Here is a 24,985-nt window from a genome sequence, read left to right on the forward strand (position 1 = left end):
GAACACCACCCACCTCGCCGCTCCATCGCCGCAGCGGCCCGCGCTTCCGCACCGCCCCGAGGAGCCCGCACCACCATGGCCGAGCACGCCGATCGCCCCGCCTACCCCGTCGGACTGCGCCTCAACGGGCGCCGCGTAGTCGTCGTCGGCGGCGGCCAAGTCGCGCAGCGCCGCCTCCCCGCCCTCATCGCGGCCGGCGCCGACGTCACCCTCGTGTCGCCGTCCGCCACCCCCTCCGTCGAGGCGATGGCGGACGCCGGCGAGATCCGCTGGGAGCGCCGCAGGTACGCCGAAGGCGACCTCACCGACACCTGGTACGCGCTCATCGCGACCGACGACGACGCCGCCAACGAGGCCGCGTCCGCCGAGGCCGAACGCACCCGCACCTGGTGCGTCCGCAGCGACGACGCCGAGGCGGCCACCGCCTGGACGCCCGCCACCGGCCGCAGCGAGGGCGTCACCGTCGCCGTGCTCACCGCCGGCGCCCACGGCCGCGACCCGCGCCACTCCGCCGCCGTCCGCGACGCGATCGTGGAGGGCCTGCGCGACGGCAGCATCGCCGCCCCGCACCACCGCACCCGGACCGCCGGCGTCGCCCTGGTCGGCGGCGGCCCCGGCGACCCGGACCTCATCACCGTCCGGGGCCGCCGCCTCCTCGCCGAGGCGGACGTCGTCATCGCCGACCGCCTCGGCCCCCGCGACCTCCTGGACGAGCTCCCGCCGCACGTCGAGGTCATCGACGCCGCGAAGATCCCGTACGGCCGCTACATGGCCCAGGAGGCCATCAACAACGCGCTGATCGAGCACGCCAAGGCAGGCAAGGCGGTCGTCCGGCTCAAGGGCGGCGACCCGTTCGTCTTCGGCCGGGGCATGGAGGAGGCCCAGGCGCTCGCCGCCGAGGGCATCCCGTGCACCGTCGTGCCCGGCATCTCCAGCTCCATCTCGGTCCCCGGCGCGGCCGGCATCCCCGTCACCCACCGGGGCGTCGCCCACGAGTTCACCGTGGTCAGCGGGCACGTCGCCCCCGACGACGCACGCTCCCTCGTCGACTGGGCCGCCCTCGCCAAGCTGCGCGGCACCCTGGTGCTCCTGATGGCCGTCGACAAGATCGGCGCCATCGCCCGTACGCTCGTGGAGCACGGCCGCGCGCCCGAGACCCCGGTCGCCCTCGTCCAGGAGGGCACCACGGCCGCCCAGCGCCGCGTCGACGCGACCCTCGCGACGGTGGCCGAGCGGGTGGCCGCCGAGGACGTCCGCCCGCCCGCCGTCATCGTCATCGGCGCCGTCGTGGAGGTCGGCGTCAACCATGGCTGAAGCCCTCACCGTCGACACCCCCGACGACCCCCGCCTCGCCGACTACGTCAGCCTCACCGACGTGGAACTCCGGCGCAGGAAGGAGCCCGCCGAGGGCCTCTTCATCGCCGAGGGCGAGAAGGTCATCCGCCGCGCCCGCCAGGCCGGGTACGAGATGCGCTCCATGCTGCTCTCGGCGAAGTGGGCCGACCGGATGCGGGACGTCATCGAGGAGACCGACGCCCCCGTCTACACGGTCGCCCCGGACCTCGCAGAACGCGTCACCGGCTACCACGTCCACCGGGGCGCCCTCGCGTCCATGCAGCGCAAGCCCCTCCCGACCGCAGCCGAAGTCCTCCGCACGGCCCGCCGCGTGGCCGTCATGGAGGCCGTCAACGACCATACGAACATCGGCGCGATCTTCCGCAGCGCCGCCGCCCTCGGGATGGACGCCGTCCTGCTCTCGCCGGACTGCGCCGACCCGCTCTACCGGCGCTCCGTCAAGGTCTCGATGGGCGCGGTGTTCTCCGTGCCGTACGCCCGTCTCGACGCCTGGCCGCAGGGGCTGGAAGCCGTACGCGAGGCCGGGTTCACGGTGCTCGCGCTGACGCCCGCCGAGAAGGCCGTCAGCATCGAGGAGGCGGCGCCGCACCGGATGGACCGGGTCGCCCTGATGCTCGGCGCCGAGGGCGACGGCCTCTCCGCCCGGGCCCTCGCCGCCGCCGACCGGTGGGTGCGCATCCCGATGGCCCACGGAGTGGACTCGCTGAACGTCGGCGCGGCGGCCGCGGTCGCGTTCTACGCGGTGGCCACGGGTCGCCCCGAGAGCTGATTACTGGCTCTGGCTCGGACCGTGCCCCAGGTCCACGCCCAGCCCCCGGGCCGGGCCCTGGCAGCCCTGCGCCGCCGCGATCCCCAGCGCCACCAGCAGCGTCACCACCACGAAGACGACGAGCCGCTGCCGCAGCAGCTTCGGGTTGGCCGGGCGCCGTCCCGTCGAGGTGGTCCGGGTGCCGGGCCGGGTGCCCGGCCTGCCGTTCGTCCCGTTGGTGCCCTGCGGACGCCTCGCCGGCCGCGCCGTCCCGCGCGGCGGCTGCTGCTGCGCCGGCCGGCCGCCCCCGGTGCGGGCGGGGGCGGAACGCGCCGCCGACGGCCGGTTCTGCGGGCGCGACCCGGGCGCCGGACCGGCCGCCCGGCGGGTCTGCTGCTCGGTGTACGGGCCGTCCAGCCGGCCGGTCGGGCGGTCCGCCTCCTGGGCCGAACGCTGGACGGGCGGCCGGCTCTCGTGCAGCCCCTGCGCCTCGCGCGCCGCGATCTCCTTCAGCCGCATCGACAGCTGGAGCGTGCTCGGCCGCTCCTCCGGGTCCTTCGCCAGGCAGGCGCTCACCAGCGGCGCCAGCGCGTCGTGCACATCGAAGAGCTGGGGCTCCTCGTGCACCACGCGATACAGCATCACCTCGGAACTGCCGTGCCCGAAGGGCGAGTCGGCCATCGCCGCATACGCCAGCGTCGCCCCGAGCGAGAACACGTCCGTCGCCGGCGTCACCGCCGCCCCGCGCACCTGCTCGGGCGCGAGGAAGCCGGGCGAGCCCACCGCCGTACCGACGTGCGTCAGCGTGGACGCGCCCGTCGACCAGGCGATTCCGAAGTCGATGATCCGGGGGCCCTTGGGGGAGAGGAGGATGTTCGAAGGCTTCAGGTCCCGGTGGACCACCCCGGCCTCGTGCACCGCGACCAGGCCCTCGGAGAGCGCCGCCCCGATCGAGGCCACCTCCGCGGCCGACAGCGGGCCCTCCTCGGCCACCTTGTCGTGCAGCGAGGGCCCCGGAACGTACTGCGTGGCGAACCAGGGGCGGTCCGCCTCCAGATCGGCGGCGACCAGCCGGGCCGTACACCCGCCGCGGATCCGCCGGGCCGCGGACACCTCGCGCGCGAACCGCGAACGGAACTCCTGATCCTCCGCCAGGTCCGGGCGGATCACCTTCAGCGCGACGCGCTGGCCCCGCCGGTCCGAACCCAGGTAGACGACACCCATCCCGCCGGCCCCGAGCCGCCGGTGCAGCCTGAACGAGCCGACGACACGCGGGTCCTCGCGCCGGAGCCGCATCATCGCCATGTCTGCCCATCCCCGCTGCCTGGTACGCCTGACGAGGCACAGCTTACGTACCCGCCGCCCGGGGCGCTCAGAGGCCGCGCCCTCAACGGGGATCCGATTGTCAGTGGCGGGTGGGAGACTTGAGGAGTGGTCAGGGAGCCGCGGATCCAGGCGCCCCGGCCCGTGCGAGATCTCAAAGGTCCGTCGCAGAAGGGGGATTGGATCAATGAAGGGCGATCGAGTCGAGATAGTCGTGGACGCCGGGGACAGCACCCGGACCTACGAGGTGGTGGCCTCCCGGGCAGGCCGCCGGGTGGAGACCGCGGTCCGCCGGGGCGTGGTCGAAGTGAGTGAAGTCACCCGGAACGGGTCCGTGGTGCGCACGGCCCGCTTCATGGCGACCAGGGTCCTCGCCCTGGTCGAACAGCCGGTCCCCAGGGAGGACAGCTCCGAGCGTCCCCTCCGGGAAGACCCCAAGCCCGCGTAGTCCGGTCTCCACCCAGGGGAGTACGCCGACCGAGCACGGCTCATCCTCCGGGAGGCCCGGGATTCGGTACGCGGGCATGACGCCGCCCGCCCCCCCGGATCCCTAATGTTGAGTCCAAGCGGCGGGCGTCGCACTCGTCCCCCGAGGTCAAACGCCCGTCGCCCCACATCGGGTCAGGAGAGGAACCATGGCTGACACGGCAGCACGGACGGTGGTCCGCACGCGGACACGCGACTCGTACGCCGCGTCCGGCCGCCGCCACCCGCTGGTGGCGACCGTCATGGTCCTTCCCCTGGCGGCCCTGCTCGTCGTCGTCTTCGGCGGCTGGGAAGCAGTGGTCACACAGGCGTCGTCCGTGGGCGTGATGCTGGGGCGCTGAGCGGCGCCCCGGGTCCGGAAGAGCGGTCCGGACCGGGACATCCGGCCAACAGCCCCGTGGGGACGGGGGTGCGGCGGACGGCAGCGTTTGTCCGGTCAGCTGGGGAGCTGACCGGACATCGCGCTGCCCGGACCCCGGCGCCTCCCCTCCGCGTACGCTCTGCCGGGGCGTGACCGCCACAGCCCGTCCGCGACACCGGGAGAGACCGTGACCACCGCACTCGTGCGCGCGCTGGGGGACCTCGCCCACCGGGCGGTCCACCCGGCCGGCTGCGGCACGCGCGTCTGTCCGCCGGCCGTCGTGCTCGCCGAGCGCGACGACGGGACCGTCGTCCGCAGCGGGTCCGTCGTCGCCAAGGCGCACGCCGCCGGTACGGACACCGCCGACCTCGCCGCCCGGCTGCGCCTGGCCGCCGGTCCGGGGCGGGCGGACACCCTGCTCGCGCCCCTGCACGGGGCGCACCTCACCGAACTGCACGGCCGCCCCGTCACCCTCTGGCCCCACGGCGAGCCCGTCGACCCCGGCGACCCGGACGCGGCGCCCTGGGAGGAGGCCGGGGCGCTCCTGGCCCGGCTGCACCGGACCGGGACCCAGGGGCCGCTCCCCGCCATGCGCGGGCCCGCGAAAGCCGCGCTCGCCGTCGACCGGATGCGCGCCGCCCGCCCCGGCGACCCGGCCGTCGCGCCGGTGCTCGCGGCCTGGCGCGGGCTGCCGGGCTGGGCGCGGGGCGAGGCACCGCCTCCGGCCGGCCGGGGCGCGTACCTCTGCCACGGCGACCTCCACCTGGGCCAGCTCGTGCGCCACCCCGCCCCGCACGGCCCCTGGCTGCTCATCGACGTGGACGACGCCGGCCTCGGCGACCCCGCCTGGGACCTCGCCCGCCCCGCCGCCTGGTACGCCGCCGGGCTGCTCCCGCCGGACGTCTGGCTCCGCTTCCTGGACGCCTACCGGGCCGGCGGGGGCCCCGCCGTACCTCCCGACGGCGACCCCTGGCCCGCCCTCGACGTCGCGGCCCGCGCGCTGACCGTACAGACCGCCGCGCTCGCCTGGGCCAAGTCGGCGGCGGAGGGCCGGGCTCCGGATGAGGTGGAACAGGTGATGATCGACGCCTGCGCCCGAATCGCCTCGCTCCCGCCCGAGTTGGCGGCCGAACACACGTCGTAGGGTGAACCGACCGTCGGCGGGCATGCATTCCGGCGACGGCGAACCAACGGCGAGGAGTGAGCCCGAACATGCAGTGTCCCAAGTGCCACGCGCAGATGCACACGTACAACCGCAACGGCATCCAGATCGAGCAGTGCAGCGGCTGCCGGGGGATATTCCTGGACTACGGCGAGCTGGAGACGCTGACCCGCATCGAGTCCCAGTGGGCCCAGCAGGCCCCGCCGCCGGCCGCTCCGCCGCAGGCGTACCCCGCCGCCCCCGCGCCCGCCTGGGGCGCCCCGCACCACGGTGGCCACCACGGTCACTACCGGCAGAAGAGCTTCGGCCGCATGCTCTTCTCCTCCTGACCGAGCACGACGAAGCCCCGGTCGCCGAGACGACCGGGGCTTCGTGACAGTGCGCGATACTGGGATTGAACCAGTGACCTCTTCCGTGTCAGGGAAGCGCTCTCCCGCTGAGCTAATCGCGCAGGTGAACCCGCGTGTACTGCGTGCGCGATACTGGGATTGAACCAGTGACCTCTTCCGTGTCAGGGAAGCGCTCTCCCGCTGAGCTAATCGCGCGGGTGATCCATACGGACCGGTGATCCTTGCGGATCAGTGGACGATACTGGGATTGAACCAGTGACCTCTTCCGTGTCAGGGAAGCGCTCTCCCGCTGAGCTAATCGTCCTTGGAGGTGGAGACGGGATTTGAACCCGTGTAGACGGCTTTGCAGGCCGTTGCCTCGCCTCTCGGCCACTCCACCAGGGGCGGGAGTCCGGGAAGAATCCCCCGCCTTCTGCGAGCGGACGACCAGGTTCGAACTGGCGACCTCAACCTTGGCAAGGTTGCGCTCTACCAACTGAGCTACGTCCGCTTGTCTTTCCCGGTCCGCTTGCGCGTCCCGGCGACGTGTTGAACTCTAGCGGATTCCCGGGCCAGTACAAAAACGCGTTTGTGCAGCGTGCTGAGGTGCGCTCGCCCCGGCGCGGGTCACCCCGCGCCGTCCTACACTCGCGGACGTGCACGACCTCGCTCCCATGGCCCGCTTCGGCGGCCTCGTCGCCTCCGGTCTGCGGGATGTGACCAGTGATCCCGCCGCCCTCGACTCGTCCGGCTTCTGGGCCGTCTGCGCGGGCTTCGAAGGCTCCCTGACCTGCGCCCGCTTCGACACCGTGCGCCCCGCTCCCGTGCCCGCCCCGGTCCCCGGCGCCTGGCGCGGCCCGGCGGCCGGGGACTGGACCTCCTCGCTCGACCGGGCGGCGTACACCGAAGGCGTACGCCGCATCCGCGCGTACATCGCGACCGGCGAGGTCTACCAGGCCAACCTCTGCCGCGTGCTGACCGCGCCGCTGCCGGGGCCGGGACCGGCCGACGTGGACGCCCTCACCGCGCTGCTGGCGCGCGGCAACCCGGCCCCGTACGCAGGAACGATTCGGCTCCCCGCGCACGGCGTCGAGATCGCCACCGCGTCCCCCGAGCTCTTCCTGCGCAGGGACGGCCGCACGGTCGAGTCCGGGCCCATCAAGGGCACCGGCCGCACCGAGGCGGACCTGCTGGAGAAGGACCACGCGGAGAACGTGATGATCGTGGACCTGGTCCGCAACGACCTGGGCCGGGTCTGCGCCACCGGATCGGTCACCGTCCCCGACCTCTGCGCCGTCGAGAAGCACCCCGGCCTCGTCCACCTCGTCTCCACCGTGCGCGGCCGCCTCGCCGAGGGCGCCGGCTGGCCGGAGATCCTCGCCGCGGCCTTCCCACCCGGCTCGGTCACCGGCGCCCCCAAGTCCAGCGCGCTGCGGATCATCGGCGAACTGGAGACCGCCCCGCGCGGCCCGTACTGCGGCGGCATCGGCTGGGTGGACGCCGACCGGAGGACCGCCTCGCTCGCCGTCGGCATCAGGACCTTCTGGGCCGACCGCACCGGACCCGCACCCCTGCTGCGCTTCGGCACCGGCGCCGGCATCACCTGGGGCTCCGATCCGGAACGCGAATGGGACGAGACCGAACTCAAGGCGTCCAGGCTGCTCGCTGTAGCGTCGGGCGCATACGAAGCAACCGGAAGGACCGCACCATGAGGATCTGGGTCAACGGCGAGCTGCGCCCCGCCGACGACGCCCGGGTGTCCGTGCTCGACCACGGGCTCACCGTCGGCGACGGCGTCTTCGAGACGCTCCGGGTCTCCCAGGGCCGCCCCTTCGCCCTCACCCGCCATCTCGACCGCCTGACCCGCTCCGCCCGGGGCCTCGGCCTGCCCGACCCGGACCTGGACGAGGTGCGCCGCGCCTGCGCCGCCGTCGTGGAGGCCAATCCGGTCGGGCTCGGCCGGCTGCGGATCACGTACACCGGCGGCATCTCGCCCCTCGGCTCCGACCGCGGCAACGAGGGACCCGGCCTCGTCGTCGCCCTCGGCGAGGTGAGCCGACGCCCCGACACCACGGCCGTCGTCACCGTGCCCTGGACCCGCAACGAACGCTCCGCGCTCACCGGCCTCAAGACCACCTCGTACGCGGAGAACGTCGTCGCCCTCGCCCGCGCCCACGAGCAGGGCGCGTCCGAGGCGCTGTTCGCCAACACCGCGGACCGGCTCTGCGAGGGGACCGGGTCCAATGTCTTCGTCGTCCTGGACGGGCAGCTCCACACCCCGCCCGTCGCCTCCGGCTGCCTGGCCGGCATCACCCGGGCGCTCACCGTGGAGTGGACCGGCGCGCAGGAGACCGACCTGCCGTTCGACGTCCTGGACCGGGCCGACGAGGTCTTCCTGACCTCCACCCTCCGTGACGTGCAGGCCGTCCACCGGGTCGACGGCCGGGAGCTGCCGGGCGCACCGGGACCGGTGACGGCCAAGGCGATGCGGATCTTCGAGGAGCGCGCGGCCGACGACCTGGACCCGTGACCGGGGACCGACCCGTCCGCGTAAATGCGGGTGACGGGCCCCCGCGCAGGGGATAGAAACCACCTGATGACGACGACACTGCGGCCGGCCGGGCCGATCCAGTCAGGCGCCGACGGCGCACAGCGGCGCGCGTACGACGTGTGCGACAACGGACGCCCCGTCGGCTCCGTCGCACTCGCCGTGGAGCCGGGCGTGGGCGGGGCGACGGGCCTGATCAGAGCCCTGCGGATCGACGAGGCCGTCCGCCGGCGCGGCCGGGGCACCATCGCCGCGCTGGCCTCCGAGGAGATCCTGCGCGGCTGGGGCTGCGCCCAGGTCTGTACGGAGGTGGCCGCCGGGGACACCGCGGGGCAGCGGCTCGCCGCCGCGCTCGGCTACACCGAGCGCAGCCGCAACATGGTCAAGACGCTGCCCGAGGAGCCCCCGGCCCTCCCGGACGGGCTCACCGCACACCCGATGACACCCGAGGAGTTCGCCGCCTGGGAGCGCGACGCGATCGCCGCCTACACGGAGAACCTGGTGAGCCGGGGCGTCCCGCGCGAGGCGGCGCCGGCCGCGGCCCGCGCCTCCCACGCCCGCCACCTGCCGGACGGCCTCGCCACCGAGGGGGCGCGGCTGGACCACCTGCGCCACGGGGGCGAGACGGTGGGCCATGTCTGGGAGGCGCCGTTCGAGATGCACCCCGGCATGCGCGTCGGTTACGTGTTCGACGTGGAGGTGGCGGAGCCGTACCGGGGACGCGGCTACGGGCGTGCCCTGATGCTCCAGGCCGAGCGGATCGCGCTGGCGGCGGGGGAGACGCGGATCGGCCTGCACGTCGTCACGGCCAACACCCCGGCCCTGCGGCTGTACGAATCGCTGGGCTACGAGCCGACCCAGCACAACCTGGCGAAGCCGCTGTAGGCCCGGCCCCCTCAGCCCTGTTCGGCCAGGAGCCGGTCGGCGATCACCTCGATGCGCTCGCGCAGCCCGTCCTGGCTCTTGCCGCCGTCCAGGCGCTCCCCGCCGATCACGTACGTCGGCGTGCCGGTCACCCCGATCGCCTTGCCCTCGGCCTGGTCCGCGTCCACGATCAGCATGTGCCGGCCGTCGATGAGCGCGGTGTCGAACTCCTCCGCGTCAAGACCCAGCTCCCCGGCCACCTCGACCAGCAGCTTCTCGCCCCGGTCCCCGAGGTCACCGGTGCGCGCGAGCACCGCCTCGATGTACGGCCAGCCGCTGCCCTGGGACACGGCCTCCTCGGCGGCCTGGGCGGCGGCGTAGGCGTGCTTGTGCTTCTCCAGGGGGAAGTGCCGCAGCCGGATGTCCAGCCGGTCCCCGTACCGGGCCCGCAGGGCGTGCACATCGGTGAGGGCGTGGTGGCAGTCGGGGCACTGGAGCTCGCACCAGACGTCGAGGACGACCGGCGCGGCGGGGGTGGAATCGCTCATGGGGCCAGTCTCGCAGGGTGCACGGCAGGCCGGCCGCCCGGCACCTGGGGAGGAGCCCGGCCCTGAGATGTCCCTGATACGGGCACGGGGCATGGCCGCCCGCCCGGTGGCCGGTGCAGGATGGAAGGGACGTATCCCCCTGCGCCAGGAGGCACCGATGCTTGCCGAGACCATTTGTTCCGCGGTGTCCGCGGCGGGCCTGGGCATCGCGGCCGTCACCGCGTACCGCAAGCGGTTCCTCACCGCGACGAGGATCGCCGCCTACGCGCTGGTGCCGGTCGGCCTGGTGCTGACGGGCGTCGTGAAGTGGGTGTCGGACATCGCCTTCAAGCCGAGCGTCTGGCTGGGCTTCGGCCTGCTGGGCGTGGCCTGGCTGCTCTTCATGATCACGCGCGCGGTCGAACGCCGGGGCGGCGGCAGCCGCAAGGAGCGGCGGGCCGCCGCCCGGGCCGCCCGGGGCGAGGCCGTGGAGCCGGCCGCGTCGGCCCCCTCGCTCGGCGCGGGTTCCTCGCCGGAGGCCGCGCGCACGCGCGGCAAGCAGGGCAAGCAGTCCGGCTCGGCGGGGACCGGCGAGGACTTCAGCGACATCGAGGCCATCCTGAAGAAGCACGGCATCTGAGACCGGAAGCCGTCCGGACCCCCGGGTCCCGCCGCACCACGCGGCGGGGCCCGCCCCGTCTCACCAGGTGAATCGCTCCGCCCGGGTCGCCCGGGATTCCTTGACCCTGCCCGGCGGCGCCGCATAGCGTCCCGCTGGGCCGTGAACGTATGCGTTCGGGCCCATGAAACCGGGGGCGGGACTCGTGGACCTGTGCGGCGGACGCCGCCCCCTTCCGCGTGCCCGAAACGGAGAACCGATGGCCCTGTTCGACCTGCCCCTGGACCAGCTGCGCGGCTACCGGCCCGACCCCGACGAGCCGGAGGACTTCGACGCCTTCTGGCAGCTCACCCTGGACGAGGCCGCCGCCCACCCGCTGGACGCCGAGTTCGCGCCCTACGACGGCGCGCTCGCCGCGGTCGACTCGTACGACGTGTCGTTCGCCGGCTGGGGCGGGCACCGGATACGCGCCTGGCTCAACGTCCCCGCGGGCGCCGAGGGCCCCCTGCCGACCGTGGTGCACTACCTCGGCTACGGCGGCGGGCGCGGGCTGCCCCACGACCACCTGGTGTGGCCCTCGGCCGGCTGGGCCGCGCTGATCGTGGACACCCGGGGCCAGGGCGCGGTCAACCACCACTCGGCGGGCGCCACCCCGGACCCGTACGGCGCCGCCAACTCGCAGGCGCCCGGCTTCATGACCAACGGCATCCTCGACCCGGAGACGTACTACTACCGCCGGGTCTTCACGGACGCGGTGCGCGCCGTCGAGGTCGCCCGCAGCCACCCGGCCGTCGACCCCGCCCGCATCGTCGTGAACGGCGCCAGCCAGGGCGGCGGTATCGCCCAGGCCGTGGCGGCCCTCAGCCCGCAGGTGAAGGCCGCGTTCGTGGACGTGCCGTTCCTGACGCACTTCCGGCGGGCCGTCGAGATCACCGACAAGGACCCGTACCAGGAGATCGTCCACTTCCTCGCCACCCAGCACCGCGCGGACACCCAGGTCTTCCGCACCCTGTCGTACTTCGACGGCGTCAGCTTCGCGGCCCGCGCGACCGTGCCCGCGCTCTACTCGGTCGCCCTCATGGACGCGGTCTGCCCGCCCTCCACGGTCTTCGCCGCCTACAACCGCTGGGCCGGGCCCAAGGAGATCGAGATCTACCCCTGGAACGGCCACGAGGGCGGCACCGGGGTCCACCGCCAGGTCCAGCTGCGGATGCTGCGCGAGCTGCGCTGAGCCGACGGGCCCGCAGGGTGCGGGGGCTAGGAAATGTGCCGGACGCTCGCACGCGGGAGCGATTAACGAACCCCCCATGACGGGTGAACTCCCGTCGTGAAGAGGCAGGTTGGTACGGAGCACCCTCCGGACTGCGTCATGATCGTCCCGAAATGGTGGACACCTCTCGGGGCGACGCCCCCGCACCCCCTGCCGAAGAGCCGCGCGGCTGCCTCTTCGCGCTTTCCCAGCCCCTCTGATGATCTTCCTCTCGGTCATCGGCACCCTGCTGCTGATGGCCGCGTTGCACGATCTCTTCCTGCTGTGAGCGGTCAGCCGGCCGCTTCCCGGCGGCGCGCCCGGTACGCGGCCACATGCAGGCGGTTACCGCAGGTGCGGCTGGAGCAGTAGCGGCGGGAGCGGTTGCGCGAGAGGTCCACGAAGGCGTTCCGGCAGTCCGGCGCCTCGCACCGCCGCAGCCGCTCCGTCTCGCCCGCCACGATGATGAAGGCGAGCGCCATGCCGCAGTCGGCCGCCAGGTGGTCGGCGATCGAGGCGTCGGGCGAGAAGTAGTGCACATGCCAGTCGTAGCCGTCGTGGGCGGTGAGCTGCGGCGTCGTGCCCGCCGCGGCCACCAGGGCGTTCACCAGTCCGGCCGCGGTGCGCGCGTCCCCGGCGGCGAAGACCTCGGCGAACCGGGCGCGTACGTCGTGCACGGCCTTCAGGTCCCGCTGGTCGAGCACGCCGATCCCGCTCACGCGGTGGCGTACGGCGAACGCGTGGAGCGCCGCGACGTCGGCGAGTCCGTCGGCCGGCGCCCCGCCCCCTTCCGGCTCGCTCTCCGGCGCGGTGTTCACCAGATCGACCACTAGGTCGAGGGCGATCCGGGTGTCGTGGGGGATCAGCACGCTTTCGCTCCCTGGCCTCCGGCGTGCGGGCGCCCGCCGATGCCGGACGACTCTACTGGCTCGGCCGCGACGCGGACCGGCGCCGGTCGCCACGGTGGATCCGTGGCACCGGCGCCGGTGTCAGCCGTATGAGGTTGTCCGCGCGACGCCGTCTCCCCGAGTCGGACGGCGTCTCGCAGCTCTCGGCCTGGCTCAGTTCTCGGCCAGGATGTGTGAGAGCTCCGTATCGAGGTCGAAGTGGCGGTGTTCGGTGCCCGGTGGAACCGCGGCGTCGGTCCGCTTCAGGAACGACTCCAGGGCCCGTGCCGGGGCCTCGAGCAGTGCTTCGCCCTCTGGGGAGCTCAGCGCGATGCAGACGACGCCCTGGCCGTGACTCCGGGATGGCCAGACACGTACGTCTCCGGTGCCGGTGGGCCGGTGCAGCCCCTCGGCAAGGAGGTCGCGGGCGAAAACCCACTCGACCGTCTCCTCCGCTCCGGTGTGGAAGGTGGCGTGCACGGCATAGGGATCGGCCGTGTCATACCGCAGGCCCGCGGGTACAGGCAGTGAGGACTCGCTCGACACAACGAGGCGCAGGTGCAGCTCGCAGCTGACCGTGGTGTTCATAAGCGCCAGGGCCTTTCGCTCAGTGTGCGCTCGGGGATTCGCACGTCGGCGAAATCGACATGCCACCTACGGTGGCGTTGTAAACCCCTCTGACCGTTTTGAGATGCTTCGGGTAGCTCGTACAGCGGTGTGTAACTTTGCGTCATGCGGCCATTCAAGTGAACGCGAGCCGGTCCGGTAGGTTGGATCCATGAATGCGGAGAGTGACGAGCGGGACGGTGCCGCCGCGGCGAAGACACCGGCTCCCGCCGCGGGGGAAGCGCCCCGCGACGCGACGGGGGACGTCATACCGGGAGTGACCAAGGAGGAACCGGCGCTCGGCTCCAGAGCGCCCGGCTTCATCAAGGCGTCCCGGCCACTGCACATCAGCTGGCAGGTCGGCGTCTTCGTCGTCGGCCTCGCCGTCGTCGTGGCCGGCATCATCATGCTGCCGCTGCCGGGCCCCGGCTGGCTGGTGATCTTCGGCGGCATGGCGATCTGGGCGACCGAGTTCGTCTGGGCCCAGCTGGTGCTGCGCTGGACCCGGCGCAAGGTCACCGAGGCCGCCCAGCGGGCGCTCGACCCCAAGGTCCGCCGACGCAACATCATCCTCACGGTGATCGGACTCGTGATCATCGCGGTGCTCGTCGGGATCTACGTGTGGAAGTTCGGGATAGTCATGCCCTGGAAGATCCACGAGTGACCCGGCAGGTGGTCGGAGGGCGCCGCTGACATGGGGTAATGTTGGCCGTGCGCCCGGGCGATTAGCTCAGTGGGAGAGCGCTTCGTTCACACCGAAGAGGTCACTGGTTCGAACCCAGTATCGCCCACCCGGACCGAAGGCCCGGAAGCTCCAAGAGCTTCCGGGCCTTCGGCGTTCCCGCGCTCACCTCACCGCATCCGCCCCAGCGCCTCCTTCAGCCGCCGGGCGTCCCGCAGCCGCTTCTCGTACGTCGCCCCCACCGCCAGCAGCAGCAACCCGGCCAGCGCCGGCACCACCCACCGCGGCAGCGCCCCCGCCACCTGCACCACATACGGCGCCAGCTCGTGCAGCGCGTCCAGCGCCAGCACCGCACCGCCCAGCACCAGCAGCGCCTGGAGCCGCAGCCGCGCACCCGCCAGCGTGATCGCCAGGGCCGCCAGCCCCAGCAGCAGCGGGCGCGCCCAGTGCGGGTCCGTCCAGGCCGCGCCCAGCGACGGCACCAGCGTCACCGCGAGCCCCGCCCCGTACGCCGTCCACGAGGAGGCCGACGGATCGCGGCGCCGGCGCAGCACCCCTACCACCAGCGCCGGCACCGTCACCGGCAGGGTGTACGCCTCCGGGGCCGACACCCCCGACACCGCGAGCCGCACCCACGCCGCCGAGACGAACAGCGCCGTCGCGAGGTACCCCGCGCACACCCGCCGCTCGGGGCGCAGCGCCGTCCCCGCCGCGAGCACCCCGCACAGCGCCAGCACCAGCGCCAGGAACCGCGCGTCGCCCGCCGCCATGGCGACCGCCACCCCGCCCGCCGCCGCCCCGGTCACCTCGACCGGCACCGCCGCCGGGTGGCCCTTCAGCCGCGCCCCCGCCAGCGCCGTCGCCGCCGGGACCACGAGCACCGGCAGAGCCGCCTCGTGCGCCGCGAAGCCCAGCGAGGCCCCAGCGCGGCCATCGGCACCACCGCGCACACCACCGCCGCACAGGCCGCCGCCGACACCACCACGGGCGCGGCGCCCTCCTGCCGGTCCAGGGCCACCGCCAGCGCCACGAACACCACCACCAGCAGACCGAAAGCCGTGTACGTGGCCGCCTCCGTCGCCAGCGACAGCAGCGCCGCGCCCACCGCACCGGCCGCCCCGACCGCACCGGCCGTCACCGCCACACCCCGGGCGCCGGCCCGCAGCCCGGCCACCACCAGGCCGAACGCCGCCACGGCCAGGACCAGCTGCCCCGCCTGGGCCGCCGCGAAGGACAGGCCCAGCGCGGCCGGCAGCACCATCAGCCCCGCCCAGCCCAGCACCACCGCGGCCGACCCCACCGCACCCCGCCAGGCGGGCCCGGGCGCCGGAACCGACCCGGCCGCCCACCGGTGCAGCCCCTCCCACCAGCGGTACGCGGCACCGAGCGCCACGGCCACCAGCAGCAGCACCGCCGGGGCGGACGCCATCGCGTCCCACGGCAGATCCGTCGCACCCACCGCGCCCCGGGCCCCGCCGCGCGGCGCACCGGACCACACCGCGCCCAGCCGCGTCACCGGTCCCGCCGCGACCACCGCCACCGGCGCCAGCGACACCAGCACCGCGCCGGCTGCCACGACCGCCGACGCCCACCCGAGGCCCCGCGCCGCGGCGACGCCCAGCGGAGCCCGTACGGAGAACAGCAGCGCCCCGGCGCACAGCACGTACGCCAGGACCCGCCAGCCGTCCGGCACCCCGGCCGCGAACACCCCGCCCACCGCCGCCACGGCCGCGAGACCGGCCACCACACCGCCCGCCGCCGCGAACGCCACCGGAGCCCGGCGCGCCCCCGCCAGGGCGAGCACCGCACCGGCCAGCAGCAGCGCCCCGGCACCACCGCACCGGCGGGCCCGGCCGCCGTCAGCGACTCCGCCAGCGCCAGCAGCAGCCCCGTCCCGCCCGTCGCGCACAGGGCGACGCACGCCATGACCCGTACCGACGTCCGTCCGACGGTCAGCGCCACCGCGCCGTCCAGCGCGGCCGTCACCAGCAGCGCCCCCGAGAACCACAGCGGCCCGCCGTCCGCCGCCCACACCCACAGCACCAGCGGCAGCTGCGCCGCGACGACCGCCAGCGGCAGCGGCAGCCGCAGCTTGCCCAGGAGCAGCCCGTAGGCCGTCCACAGCAGCGCGAGCACCGCCGCCGCCGTCCCCGCGTACGCGGCACCGTCCGTGCCCAGCAGTGCCGCCACGTACACCGCGTACGCGTCGAGCACCATCAGCAACGACGCCACCGCCACCAGCGCCTCCGCGGTCGCGGCCAGGCCCCGGCGCAGCAGCGCCACCGGAGCGGCCAGCGCCCCGGCCGTCACCGCGGTCAGCGCCGCGCTGCGCCCGCCGATGCCCAGGTCGCCCCAGCTGACCAGGGTGAACGCCAGGGCGGCGACCGCGAGGAGCAGCCCGCCGAGGACCAGCAGTACGTTCTGCGCACTGCGCTTCGACGCCGGACGCGCCGGGGCGAACCCGCCGGGGCCCGGGCCCCAGGGAGCGGGCCCGGTGGCTTCCAGCGCCCGCAGCAGCCAGGCGCGTCGGGTCAGCAGCTGCGCCCGGCGGGCGTCCAGCCGGGCCAGTTCACTATCGAGGAGCGCCAATTCCTCGGCGGGCGGCGGCACATGTTCCATGGACGCGAGTGTGCTGCGCGCCACGCGGCCGAACATGCGTCCGCGTACTCAGATACCCGCCTGAGTACGCGCGTCCGGGGCGCATCCTGGGGAGATGAACTGGAACCACTACCGATTCGTCAGCGTATGGGAGTTCCGGGCGCCGCCCGAGGCCGTGTACGCCGAACTCGAACGCGTCGAGCACTACCCGCGGTGGTGGCCGCAGGTCCGCGAGGCCACCCGGTCCGGCAGCGGCTCCGGCACCACCCGCATCCGCTCCGTCCTGCCGTACGACCTCGTCACGACCGTGCGCGAACAGCGCCGTGACCCGGCGCACGGCGTCCTCGAAGCCGCGCTCGGCGGCGATCTCGAAGGCTGGGTCCGCTGGACGGTCGCGCCCCGCGGCTCCGGCACCCGCGTCGTCTACGAGCAGGAGGTCGAGGTGCGCCGGACGCTGATGCGGGTCCTCGCGCTGCCCTGCCGGCCGGTGTTCCGCGCCAACCACGCCCTGATGATGCGAGCCGGGCGACGCGGGCTCGCGGCCCGGCTGGAAGCGGTTTGAACCAGGGCCGCCCGGCCCTGTATGGTTCAACCCGTTCCCGGGCGATTAGCTCAGTGGGAGAGCGCTTCGTTCACACCGAAGAGGTCACTGGTTCGAACCCAGTATCGCCCACCCCGGAGAGGCCGGTCCGTCAGCACCACCGACGGACCGGCCTCTGCATGTCCGACCGCTTCCGCCCCTCACGCGGCGGTGCGCAGCTCCGGGCGCAGCGGCCAGGCCGGGTCCACCGTCTCCGGCGTCCCGCTCCGCGCGAACCACGCCTGGAGCCCCCGCGCCTGGGCGGCGTGCCACACCGCCTGGAGCGTGTGCAGCTCCGCCGGGGTCAGCCGTTCGAGCCGCGCCGAGAAGCGCCGCCCCACCGCCCGGACCAGCTCCAGCGAGGCCGCCGCGTCCGCCGCCGCGTCGTGCGCCCCGTCCAGCAGCACGCCGTACAGCTCGCACAGGTCCGTGAGCGTGCGCCGGCCCTTGCGGTAGCGGTCCAGGTGCTTGTCCAGCACCCGGGGGTCCAGCACGCACAGCGCCGAGCGCTCCAGGTACGCCCCCAGCGACGACGCCCGGTGCCGCTTCAACTCCCGGTCCAGCAGCGTCAGATCGAACGGCGCGTTCATCACGACGAGCGGCCGCCCCGCCGCGCACTGCTCGGCCAGCGCCCGCGCCATCTCCTCCACCGCCGGCGCCGGCCAGCGGCCGTTGCGCTGGAGGTGGTCGTCGGTCAGCCCATGGATCTCCGTCGCCCCCGGGGGGACCGGCACCCCCGGATTCACCAGCCAGCGGGTGACGCGCACCGGGCCGTCCGCCCGGTCCTGGATCACCAGGGCGGCCGAGACGATCCGGTCCTCCTCGACGTCCACACCCGTCGTCTCCGTGTCGAAAGCGGCCAGCGGCCCTTCGTACCAATGAGTCATCCCCGAACTCCTCGCGCACGCACGGCAGATGGCGGGATTGCTCCGCCCGGTTCGGTGATACCCGCACCCTTTGCCTGATACGCCGTTTGCGCACGGTCCCGTGCGGTGACAACACAAGTACCGGCAGCGGAAGTTGACCGCCCGGCACTTCGCATCCCCCTCTCATCCCCATCGGTACGGCCCGGAAGGCTTACGGAGCCATGGCGCTCGCGCAGCCCGAACCGAGCGGGCTGCTGCCCCAGCGGACCGCACCGCTGCGCGGCGGACTCGCCACCACCGCCTGCATGGAGACCCTCCAGGTGGGCTACCTCCACGCCGTCGCCGCGGCGGCGGGCTGCTCGCTGTCGCAGCCCTTCCCCGACAACGGCATCGACTGGCACGTCAGCCACGGTTCCCCCGGCCATCTCGTGGACGACGAGGTGACCATCAAGGTCCAGCTGAAGTGCACCTACCAGATACCGGCCCGGCCGCCCGGCCCGACCTTCGCCTTCACGCTGGACAACGCCCACCTGGTGAAGCTCGCCCGGACGCCCGTCTCGGTGCACAAGATCCTGGTCGTGATGCTCGTGCCGCGCAGCCAGGACGACTGGCTGCGGGCCGGCCCGGACAGCCTCGACCTGCGGCACTGCTGTTACTGGACCAACCTGGCCGGCCACCCCGTGACCGGCCGCCACCGGACCACCGTGCGGCTCCTGACCTCGCGCGTCTTCGACGACCGTGCGCTCTGCGAGATCATGACCCGCGTCGGGGCGGGAGGGAGACCCTGATGCACGAGTCCGTACGCACCCGCGGCGAGGCCGCCCCGCCCTCCTGGGGCCTGCCCGACCCCGCCCGCGTCGACCCCGCCGTCCTCGGCGCCCTGCTCACCCGGCACGGCTGGCGGCGGCGCGGCCCGGGCACCGGCCCCTACAGCCGCTGGACCCCGCCCGGCTCCACCGCCAGCCTCCTCGTACCCCGCACCAGGACCTTCCCCGACAGCGAGGACCTGCTGACCGAGGCCCTGACCGCGCTCGCCCGCAGCGCCGAGCCCTCCGCCCGGGAGATCCTGGTCGCCCTCACCGTCCCCAGCGACGAGATCCGCTGGCACCGAGGGGTCCCCGAACCCGCCGCCGGGGCCGCCGACTGGCTCGGCGCGGAGCAGCTGCACGGCGCCGCCCGCCAGATCCTGCTGGCCGGTGCGCTCGCCGTCCGGGGCCCGGCCGGCTACCACGGCGCCCGCCGCCGCAGCCGCGCCCTCGCCGCCCTCGGCCCCGTCCTGACCGGCCCAGGACCCGGCGGCCGGTCACTCACCGCCTTCGTTCCCGTCGACCCGGGCCGCCCCGTCGCCGTCCGGCTCCACCACGCCCTGCACGCCACCCGCGAGGCGGTGGACTACCAGCGGGCCACCGGCGGCATGGAAGCCTTCGACAACGCCGTCGCTGCGGGCGTCAGCCGCGAGCTGACGGAGGCCGTCGTCGCCCTCGTCCGGGGCTCCGAGGGCGCCGCGATCGCGCTGGACTGGGCGCCCGCCGCCGGAACGCCCGCCGGCTGCCCAGCACGCCCCGAGCCCGTCGAGTTCTCCCCGGGCGACCTGCCCGCGCTGCGCCGGGCCGGGGCGCGCTACCTGCGCGACGAGCCCGCCGTCACGGTACGGATCACCGGGGCCGTCGTCCGGCTGCGGCGGTCCGGGCCGCGCGGAGCCGGGATCGTACGGCTGCGGGTGCTGGCCGGGGCCGAGGTGCCGCACGTCCGGATCGAGCTGGACGAGGAGGCGTACCGGATCGCGGGCCAGGCCCACCTGGTCGGGCTGCCGGTCCGGGTGGAGGGACGGCTGGAGAGCCGGGGCGGCTTCCGGCGGCTGACCGGGGCCTCGCAGGTCGTCCCCGTACAGGTGGACGACGAGGAGCGGGACCGGCTGATGAAGTCGCTCCAGGAGAACGTGGACTTCTTCGAGGAGGCGTGCACGGGGGAGTAGGGCCTTTCGCAATGGGGGCCCCGGGCTCGGTACGATTCCTAGTGCACTTGCAATAGAAACGCGGGTGCATCCCCTGAGTCAGGAGAGACCGGTGTCAGATGTCCGTGTGACCATCCAACGCGATTCCGAGCGGGAAGAGCGCGTGGTGACGACGGGCACTACGGCTGCCGAGCTCTTCCCCGGTGAGCGCACCATCGTCGCGGCCCGCGTCGGCGGCGAGCTGAAGGACCTCGCGTACGAGCTCCAGGACGGCGAGACCGTCGAGCCCGTGGAGATCTCCTCCGAGGACGGCCTCAACATCCTGCGCCACTCCACCGCGCACGTCATGGCCCAGGCCGTGCAGGAGCTGCACCCCGAGGCCAAGCTCGGCATCGGCCCGCCGGTCAAGGACGGCTTCTACTACGACTTCGACGTCGAGAAGCCGTTCACGCCCGAGGACCTCAAGGCCATCGAGAAGAAGATGCAGGAGATCCAGAAGCGGGGCCAGCGGTTCTCCCGCCGGGTCGTGACGGACGAGGCCGCCCGCGAGGAGCTGGCCGACGAGCCGTACAAGCTGGAGCTCATCGGCATCAAGGGCTCCGCCTCCTCGGACGACGGCGCGGACGTCGAGGTGGGCGGCGGCGAGCTGACCATCTACGACAACCTCGACCCGAAGACCGGCGAGCTGTGCTGGAAGGACCTCTGCCGGGGCCCGCACCTGCCGACCACCCGGTTCATCCCGGCCTTCAAGCTGATGCGGAACGCCGCCGCGTACTGGCGGGGCAGCGAGAAGAACCCGATGCTCCAGCGCATCTACGGCACCGCCTGGCCGACCAAGGACGAGCTGAAGGCGCACCTGGAGTTCCTGGAGGAGGCCGCCAAGCGCGACCACCGCAAGCTCGGCAACGAGCTGGACCTCTTCTCCTTCCCGGACGAGATCGGCCCCGGCCTCGCCGTCTTCCACCCCAAGGGCGGCGTCATCCGCCGGGCCATGGAGGACTACTCGCGCCGCCGGCACGAGGAGGAGGGCTACGAGTTCGTCTACTCGCCGCACGCCACCAAGGGCAAGCTCTTCGAGAAGTCCGGCCACCTGGACTGGTACGCCGACGGCATGTACCCGCCCATGCAGCTCGACGACGGGGTGGACTACTACCTCAAGCCGATGAACTGCCCGATGCACAACCTGATCTTCGACGCGCGCGGCCGTTCGTACCGTGAACTGCCCCTGCGCCTCTTCGAGTTCGGCACGGTGTACCGGTACGAGAAGTCGGGCGTCGTGCACGGCCTGACCCGCTCGCGCGGCTTCACGCAGGACGACGCGCACATCTACTGCACCCGTGAGCAGATGGCGGAGGAGCTGGACCGGACCCTCACCTTCGTCCTGAACCTGCTCCGCGACTACGGGCTCACCGACTTCTACCTGGAGCTGTCCACCAAGGACCCGGAGAAGTACGTCGGCTCCGACGAGACCTGGGAAGAGGCCACCGAGACCCTGCGCCAGGTCGCCGAGAAGCAGGGCCTGCCCCTGGTCCCGGACCCGGGCGGGGCCGCGTTCTACGGCCCGAAGATCTCGGTGCAGTGCAAGGACGCCATCGGCCGGACCTGGCAGATGTCGACCATTCAGCTCGACTTCAACCTGCCGGAGCGGTTCGACCTGGAGTACACGGGTCCGGACGGCTCCAAGCAGCGCCCGGTCATGATCCACCGTGCCCTGTTCGGCTCCATCGAGCGCTTCTTCGCGGTGCTCCTGGAGCACTACGCGGGCGCGTTCCCGGTCTGGCTGGCCCCGGTCCAGGCGGTCGGCATCCCGATCGGCGACACCCACATCCCGTACCTCCAGGAGTTCGCGGCCAAGGCCCGCAAGCAGGGGCTGCGGGTGGACGTGGACGCCTCCTCGGACCGCATGCAGAAGAAGATCAGGAACCAGCAGCGGAACAAGGTCCCGTTCATGATCATCGCGGGTGATGAGGACATGGCCAACGGTGCCGTCTCCTTCCGTTACCGCGACGGTTCGCAGGAGAACGGCATCCCGGTCGACGAGGCCATCGCCAAGATCGCCAAGGCCGTCGAGGACCGCGTCCAGGTCTGACCCGAGCCTTTCCAGGAGCCCCCGGCCCGAGCTACCCGCTCGCCGGGGGCTCCTGCTCGTCCTGCCTCCGGAACACCTGGATCAGCCACGACGAGAACGCGCCCGTCACCGCCCCCAGCAGCGCCAGGCCGCACGCCATCAGGCCCGCCGCGATGATCCGGCCGCCCGCCGTCACCGGCACGGCGTCCCCGTAACCCACCGTCGTCAGCGTCTCGCACGCCCACCAGACCGCGTCCCCGAACGTGCGGATCGAGGCGCCCGGGGCGTCGTGCTCCCAGTGGTACACGCTGAGGGCCGCCGAGACGCCGAGGAGCACGGCGGTCAGGCCGGCGTACGAGATCACCCGCGCGTACAGGCCGAGGCGCGGGCGGTCCCGCTTCTCCTGGACCGCCGTGTAGACCTGCACCATGCGCAGCGGGCGCAGCAGCGGCAGCACCAGGACGAGGGTGTCGAGCCAGTGCACCCGGACGAAGCGGGGGCCGAGGCCGCTGAGCCGGAGGCGTACCGCGTAGTCCAGGACGAAGAGCAGCCAGGTCGCGCCGACGAGGGCGAGGGAGATGTCGTGCCAGGGCTGCGCGTCGTACGGGGCGAGGACGCGGAACGCGTAGCCGGCGAGGAAGACCAGGGAGGCGGCGAGGAGCGGGACCTCCGTGCGCCGCTCCCAGCGGGTGAGGGCGGGAGGGGGCGGGGCCGGGGTGCGCGCGCTCATCGGCCCAGCATCGCGGTGCGTGTACGGGATCAGCCCCGGCGACACGCTCCGCACAGGTGAAGCAATATGCTGGCCGGCATGACGAGTGAGCCGGAGCAGCAGATCGGAGTGGGGACGCCCGACGCGTTCCAGCGCCTGTGGACGCCCCACCGGATGGCGTACATCCAGGGCGAGAACAAGCCGACCGGCCCGGAGGCGGGGGACGGCTGTCCGTTCTGCGGGATTCCGGAGAAGTCGGACGAGGACGGGCTCGTCGTCGCGCGCGGTGCGCAGGTGTACGCCGTGCTGAATCTGTACCCGTACAACGGGGGGCACCTGATGGTGGTGCCGTACCGGCATGTCGCGGACTACACGGAGCTGGACGGTCCGGAGACGGCGGAGCTGGCCGATTTCACGAAGCGGGCGATGCGCGCGCTGCGGGCGGCCTCGGGTGCGCACGGTTTCAACATCGGGATGAACCAGGGTGCGGTGGCGGGGGCGGGCATCGCCGCGCATCTGCACCAGCATCTGGTGCCCCGGTGGGGTGGGGACGCCAACTTCATGCCGGTGGTGGGGCACACCCGGGTGCTGCCGCAGCTGCTGGCGGACACCCGGAAGATGCTGGCGGACGCCTGGCCGGCCGCTTGATCTTTCCTTGCTTCCTGCTCGCCGTGCGGGGCGCTCCGGATTCCTTCCGGGGCGCCCCGTTCGCGTACCCGGGCCTCGTTACGCGTCGTAGAGGTCGGCCTTGCCGGGGGTGGGCTGCTGGACGAGGCCGCTGAGGACCGAGGAGCGGCTGTTGAAGCGCTCGGTGTCCACGCCGTGCTCCTCCAGGACCTTGATGGCGGCGTTGTGCACGACGCGCAGGACGGGGGTCGCGGCGCGCATGGCGTCGTCGGCCATGAAGCGGTGGCGCCAGGGCTTCTCGGCCCAGGCGTGGCGGAGGCCGAAGGGTTCGGGCAGGGCGATCTTGCCGCCGAGGTGGTCCAGGAGCGGCGGATACCAGGTGAAGGGGGCGCGCAGGGCGAGGCGGGTGACCTCGTGGGCGTCGACCAGGGAGAGGGTGATGTCGCGGGTCTCCCAGAACCGGACGGTCTTGTTGACGGTCCGGGTCTTCGCGGCGGGCTTGGAGGTGAAGAGGGAGTGGACGGGGCCGAGGGCGTGTCCGGTGACCTCGATGCGCAGGGTCTCGTAGAGGACGGTGACGGTGATCATCATGGTGATGACGAGCTGGCCGTCCCAGAGGGTGAACTGCACGCCGAGGTAGTGCCGGTTGCCGCCGCCGAACTGCTGGTGGTTGCAGATCCGCTGTATCTCGTGGGGCTTGATCTGGTAGGTGGCGACGTCCTCGCCCTGGGGGCGGGTGACGGCGTCGGCGTTCTCGCCGATGGGGGTCACGATCCAGTGGTTGACGGACGGGGTGGGGAATCCGCCGGTGTTCAGCGGGCCGCGTTCCAGCAGTTTGAGCTGGTCGTGGATGACGCGGATGACGTCCCAGCTGCGGAACTGGTGGATCTCCTTGCCGGGCTCCTTGGGGACGAGGTCCTCGGCGAGGTGCCAGCTGCCCCAGCGGGTGCCCATGCCGAGGATGCCCTTGGGGCCCGCGTAGAAGACGGAGTTGGACTGCTGCTCGGCGGAGAGCTTCTCCAGGCCCTGGCGCAGGGCCTCGCGGGCGGTCTCGCTGGGGTTCTTCGGGACCGTCTCGGGGATCTTGGCGGTGACCCCGCCGCCGGAGAGCAGGCCCTCCCAGCGGGCGCGCATGTCCTGGGCGGACTTCTCCGCGATCCGTTTGGCGATGTACCAGCCGATGACCGGGGCGACGAACATCGCGCGCAGGTAGAGGCCGAGGAGCCCGGTCAGCGGCAGTCGGATCATCAGGAAGACGATGCCGATGCCGACGAGGGGCAGCAGGCTGTTGCCGAGGATGGTGAGGAGCCGGTCCTTGGTCTTGGCGAAGCTGTCGCGCAGCCAGAAGACGATGACCCACAGCAGCATGCCGGGCAGGAACAGGAAGCCGAACAGCACGGTGACGGCGGTGAGCCGGGTGTCCCGTGCCTTGCGGAGGCTGTTGGCGGAGAGGCAGTGCTCGACCACGGTCTGCGGGTCGGTGCCGAAGGACTGGATGAGGTCCTTGCGGGCGCCGCCGAGCATGCGCTCCTGTACGGCGCGGGCGAACGCCTCGCCGAGGTTCGGCTTGAAGTAGTCGGAGCGGCCCTTCTTCACATCGGACTTGTGCCACTCGCTGTTGGCTTTGAGGATCTCCTCCACCGGGCTGTCGCGGTACGCCGCGGAGGCGAGGGCGTTGGTCGCCACCGCCGCGCCTCCCGAACCCTGGAGCGGAATCTGCGCTCCGGGTGAGAAATCGAATCCGTTGCTGGCCACTGTCGCCCCCACTCGCCACCGAGGAACCGCTCCTGCGGCTGTTTCCCAACTGCCGTGCCCGGCACACTTTCTGAGCTGGGG

Annotated in this window: 24 protein-coding genes, 7 tRNA genes and 1 pseudogene; 19 read left to right on the forward strand and 13 right to left on the reverse strand. The window is 73.2% G+C overall.

Going from position 1 to position 24,985, the window contains the following annotated elements:
• Positions 1-75 precede the first annotated feature (75 nt).
• Together cobA and NEH16_RS26360 are read left to right on the forward strand one after the other, a co-directional pair.
• The gene (gene cobA / locus NEH16_RS26355; RefSeq protein WP_265545311.1) at positions 76-1,314 is read left to right on the forward strand and encodes a uroporphyrinogen-III C-methyltransferase; all 1,239 of its coding nucleotides are present in this window, start codon (positions 76-78) and stop codon (positions 1,312-1,314) included.
• Positions 1,307-2,125, forward strand: coding sequence for a TrmH family RNA methyltransferase (locus tag NEH16_RS26360; RefSeq protein ID WP_265545314.1), 819 nt, complete (start codon positions 1,307-1,309; stop codon positions 2,123-2,125). Before cobA ends, NEH16_RS26360 begins: the two co-directional genes overlap by 8 nt.
• Here NEH16_RS26360 and NEH16_RS26365 read toward each other — a convergent pair whose 3' ends face one another.
• Positions 2,126-3,409, reverse strand: a complete 1,284-nt coding sequence (locus NEH16_RS26365) for a serine/threonine-protein kinase (RefSeq protein WP_265545316.1) — start codon at positions 3,407-3,409, stop codon at positions 2,126-2,128.
• A gap of 205 nt (positions 3,410-3,614) precedes the next feature.
• On the opposite strand from NEH16_RS26365, the gene NEH16_RS26370 reads away from it, so the two are divergent.
• From NEH16_RS26370 to NEH16_RS26385, 4 genes are all read left to right on the forward strand, one after another.
• A complete protein-coding gene (locus tag NEH16_RS26370) occupies positions 3,615-3,875 on the forward strand; it encodes a hypothetical protein (RefSeq protein ID WP_073967829.1) in 261 nt (86 codons plus the stop codon).
• 187 nt (positions 3,876-4,062) lie between these two features.
• The gene (locus NEH16_RS26375) at positions 4,063-4,254 is read left to right on the forward strand and encodes a hypothetical protein (protein ID WP_073967828.1); all 192 of its coding nucleotides are present in this window, start codon (positions 4,063-4,065) and stop codon (positions 4,252-4,254) included.
• Positions 4,255-4,461: 207 nt separating this feature from the next.
• On the forward strand, positions 4,462-5,418 hold the full coding sequence (locus NEH16_RS26380; protein WP_265545321.1) for a phosphotransferase enzyme family protein: 957 nt from the start codon (positions 4,462-4,464) through the stop codon (positions 5,416-5,418).
• 68 nt (positions 5,419-5,486) lie between these two features.
• Positions 5,487-5,765, forward strand: a complete 279-nt coding sequence (locus NEH16_RS26385; RefSeq protein ID WP_073967826.1) for a zf-TFIIB domain-containing protein — start codon at positions 5,487-5,489, stop codon at positions 5,763-5,765.
• 50 nt (positions 5,766-5,815) lie between these two features.
• Here the strand turns inward: NEH16_RS26385 and NEH16_RS26390 are convergent.
• From NEH16_RS26390 to NEH16_RS26410, 5 genes are all read right to left on the reverse strand, one after another.
• Positions 5,816-5,887: transfer RNA gene (locus NEH16_RS26390), tRNA-Val, on the reverse strand.
• Positions 5,888-5,909: 22 nt separating this feature from the next.
• Positions 5,910-5,981, reverse strand: a tRNA-Val gene (locus NEH16_RS26395).
• Positions 5,982-6,018: 37 nt separating this feature from the next.
• Positions 6,019-6,090 (reverse strand) — tRNA-Val (locus NEH16_RS26400).
• Between the two features lies 1 nt (position 6,091).
• Positions 6,092-6,165: transfer RNA gene (locus tag NEH16_RS26405), tRNA-Cys, on the reverse strand.
• A gap of 38 nt (positions 6,166-6,203) precedes the next feature.
• A tRNA-Gly gene (locus NEH16_RS26410) sits at positions 6,204-6,276 on the reverse strand.
• 163 nt (positions 6,277-6,439) lie between these two features.
• Here NEH16_RS26410 and NEH16_RS26415 point away from each other — a divergent pair.
• The 3 genes from NEH16_RS26415 (at position 6,440) to NEH16_RS26425 (ending at position 9,198) form a co-directional block, all read left to right on the forward strand.
• Complete coding sequence (locus tag NEH16_RS26415; RefSeq protein WP_073967825.1) at positions 6,440-7,477, forward strand: chorismate-binding protein; 1,038 nt, start codon at positions 6,440-6,442, stop codon at positions 7,475-7,477.
• Positions 7,474-8,295, forward strand: a complete 822-nt coding sequence (locus NEH16_RS26420; RefSeq protein WP_265545323.1) for an aminotransferase class IV — start codon at positions 7,474-7,476, stop codon at positions 8,293-8,295. The genes NEH16_RS26415 and NEH16_RS26420 overlap by 4 nt, the downstream gene beginning before the upstream one ends.
• Before the next feature lie 66 nt (positions 8,296-8,361).
• The gene (locus NEH16_RS26425; protein ID WP_265545324.1) at positions 8,362-9,198 is read left to right on the forward strand and encodes a GNAT family N-acetyltransferase; all 837 of its coding nucleotides are present in this window, start codon (positions 8,362-8,364) and stop codon (positions 9,196-9,198) included.
• 11 nt (positions 9,199-9,209) lie between these two features.
• On the opposite strand, the gene NEH16_RS26430 is transcribed toward NEH16_RS26425, so the two are convergent.
• Positions 9,210-9,725, reverse strand: coding sequence for a DsbA family protein (locus NEH16_RS26430; protein WP_265545326.1), 516 nt, complete (start codon positions 9,723-9,725; stop codon positions 9,210-9,212).
• A 157-nt stretch (positions 9,726-9,882) separates the two neighbouring features.
• Here NEH16_RS26430 and NEH16_RS26435 point away from each other — a divergent pair, with 157 nt between their 5' ends.
• Together NEH16_RS26435 and NEH16_RS26440 are read left to right on the forward strand one after the other, a co-directional pair.
• Positions 9,883-10,344, forward strand: a complete 462-nt coding sequence (locus NEH16_RS26435; RefSeq protein ID WP_265545327.1) for a hypothetical protein — start codon at positions 9,883-9,885, stop codon at positions 10,342-10,344.
• Between the two features lie 238 nt (positions 10,345-10,582).
• Positions 10,583-11,554, forward strand: coding sequence for an acetylxylan esterase (locus NEH16_RS26440; RefSeq protein ID WP_265545328.1), 972 nt, complete (start codon positions 10,583-10,585; stop codon positions 11,552-11,554).
• A gap of 311 nt (positions 11,555-11,865) precedes the next feature.
• On the opposite strand, the gene NEH16_RS26445 is transcribed toward NEH16_RS26440, so the two are convergent.
• Together NEH16_RS26445 and NEH16_RS26450 are read right to left on the reverse strand one after the other, a co-directional pair.
• Positions 11,866-12,441, reverse strand: coding sequence for a CGNR zinc finger domain-containing protein (locus tag NEH16_RS26445; protein ID WP_073967819.1), 576 nt, complete (start codon positions 12,439-12,441; stop codon positions 11,866-11,868).
• Positions 12,442-12,633: 192 nt separating this feature from the next.
• Positions 12,634-13,047 (reverse strand): SsgA family sporulation/cell division regulator, encoded by a 414-nt coding sequence (locus NEH16_RS26450; protein ID WP_003987206.1) that lies wholly within the window; start codon positions 13,045-13,047, stop codon positions 12,634-12,636.
• Positions 13,048-13,237: 190 nt separating this feature from the next.
• Here NEH16_RS26450 and NEH16_RS26455 point away from each other — a divergent pair, with 190 nt between their 5' ends.
• Together NEH16_RS26455 and NEH16_RS26460 are read left to right on the forward strand one after the other, a co-directional pair.
• A complete protein-coding gene (locus NEH16_RS26455; protein ID WP_265545340.1) occupies positions 13,238-13,729 on the forward strand; it encodes a TIGR02611 family protein in 492 nt (163 codons plus the stop codon).
• Positions 13,730-13,784: 55 nt separating this feature from the next.
• Positions 13,785-13,856 (forward strand) — tRNA-Val (locus NEH16_RS26460).
• A gap of 61 nt (positions 13,857-13,917) precedes the next feature.
• Here NEH16_RS26460 and NEH16_RS26465 read toward each other — a convergent pair.
• Positions 13,918-16,402: pseudogene (locus NEH16_RS26465) on the reverse strand (SCO7613 C-terminal domain-containing membrane protein).
• Positions 16,403-16,460: 58 nt separating this feature from the next.
• Between NEH16_RS26465 and NEH16_RS26470 the strand changes: the two are divergent.
• Together NEH16_RS26470 and NEH16_RS26475 are read left to right on the forward strand one after the other, a co-directional pair.
• Positions 16,461-16,907 carry an SRPBCC family protein gene (locus NEH16_RS26470; protein WP_265545341.1) on the forward strand — a complete coding sequence of 149 codons (447 nt, stop codon included), beginning with the start codon at positions 16,461-16,463 and terminating at the stop codon, positions 16,905-16,907.
• Positions 16,908-16,946: 39 nt separating this feature from the next.
• A tRNA-Val gene (locus NEH16_RS26475) sits at positions 16,947-17,018 on the forward strand.
• Between the two features lie 68 nt (positions 17,019-17,086).
• Here the strand turns inward: NEH16_RS26475 and NEH16_RS26480 are convergent.
• Complete coding sequence (locus tag NEH16_RS26480) at positions 17,087-17,812, reverse strand: 3'-5' exonuclease (protein WP_073967815.1); 726 nt, start codon at positions 17,810-17,812, stop codon at positions 17,087-17,089.
• Positions 17,813-18,012: 200 nt separating this feature from the next.
• On the opposite strand from NEH16_RS26480, the gene NEH16_RS26485 reads away from it, so the two are divergent.
• From NEH16_RS26485 to thrS, 3 genes are all read left to right on the forward strand, one after another.
• Positions 18,013-18,579 (forward strand): DUF4365 domain-containing protein, encoded by a 567-nt coding sequence (locus NEH16_RS26485; protein ID WP_265545343.1) that lies wholly within the window; start codon positions 18,013-18,015, stop codon positions 18,577-18,579.
• Complete coding sequence (locus NEH16_RS26490; RefSeq protein WP_265545345.1) at positions 18,579-19,766, forward strand: hypothetical protein; 1,188 nt, start codon at positions 18,579-18,581, stop codon at positions 19,764-19,766. The genes NEH16_RS26485 and NEH16_RS26490 overlap by 1 nt, the downstream gene beginning before the upstream one ends.
• 91 nt (positions 19,767-19,857) lie before the next feature.
• The gene (thrS, locus tag NEH16_RS26495; protein WP_265545346.1) at positions 19,858-21,834 is read left to right on the forward strand and encodes a threonine--tRNA ligase; all 1,977 of its coding nucleotides are present in this window, start codon (positions 19,858-19,860) and stop codon (positions 21,832-21,834) included.
• A gap of 31 nt (positions 21,835-21,865) precedes the next feature.
• Here the strand turns inward: thrS and NEH16_RS26500 are convergent, their stop codons facing one another.
• Positions 21,866-22,543, reverse strand: coding sequence for a potassium channel family protein (locus NEH16_RS26500; protein WP_073967811.1), 678 nt, complete (start codon positions 22,541-22,543; stop codon positions 21,866-21,868).
• A 66-nt stretch (positions 22,544-22,609) separates the two neighbouring features.
• Between NEH16_RS26500 and NEH16_RS26505 the strand changes: the two genes are divergently transcribed.
• Positions 22,610-23,170 carry an HIT family protein gene (locus tag NEH16_RS26505; RefSeq protein WP_073967810.1) on the forward strand — a complete coding sequence of 187 codons (561 nt, stop codon included), beginning with the start codon at positions 22,610-22,612 and terminating at the stop codon, positions 23,168-23,170.
• A 78-nt stretch (positions 23,171-23,248) separates the two neighbouring features.
• Here NEH16_RS26505 and NEH16_RS26510 read toward each other — a convergent pair whose 3' ends face one another.
• Positions 23,249-24,904: a hypothetical protein gene (locus NEH16_RS26510; RefSeq protein ID WP_265545349.1), complete on the reverse strand. Its 1,656-nt coding sequence runs from the start codon at positions 24,902-24,904 to the stop codon at positions 23,249-23,251.
• Positions 24,905-24,985: the final 81 nt, after the last annotated feature.

It is taken from the genome of Streptomyces drozdowiczii, assembly GCF_026167665.1.
GTDB lineage: Bacteria > Actinomycetota > Actinomycetes > Streptomycetales > Streptomycetaceae > Streptomyces > Streptomyces drozdowiczii_A.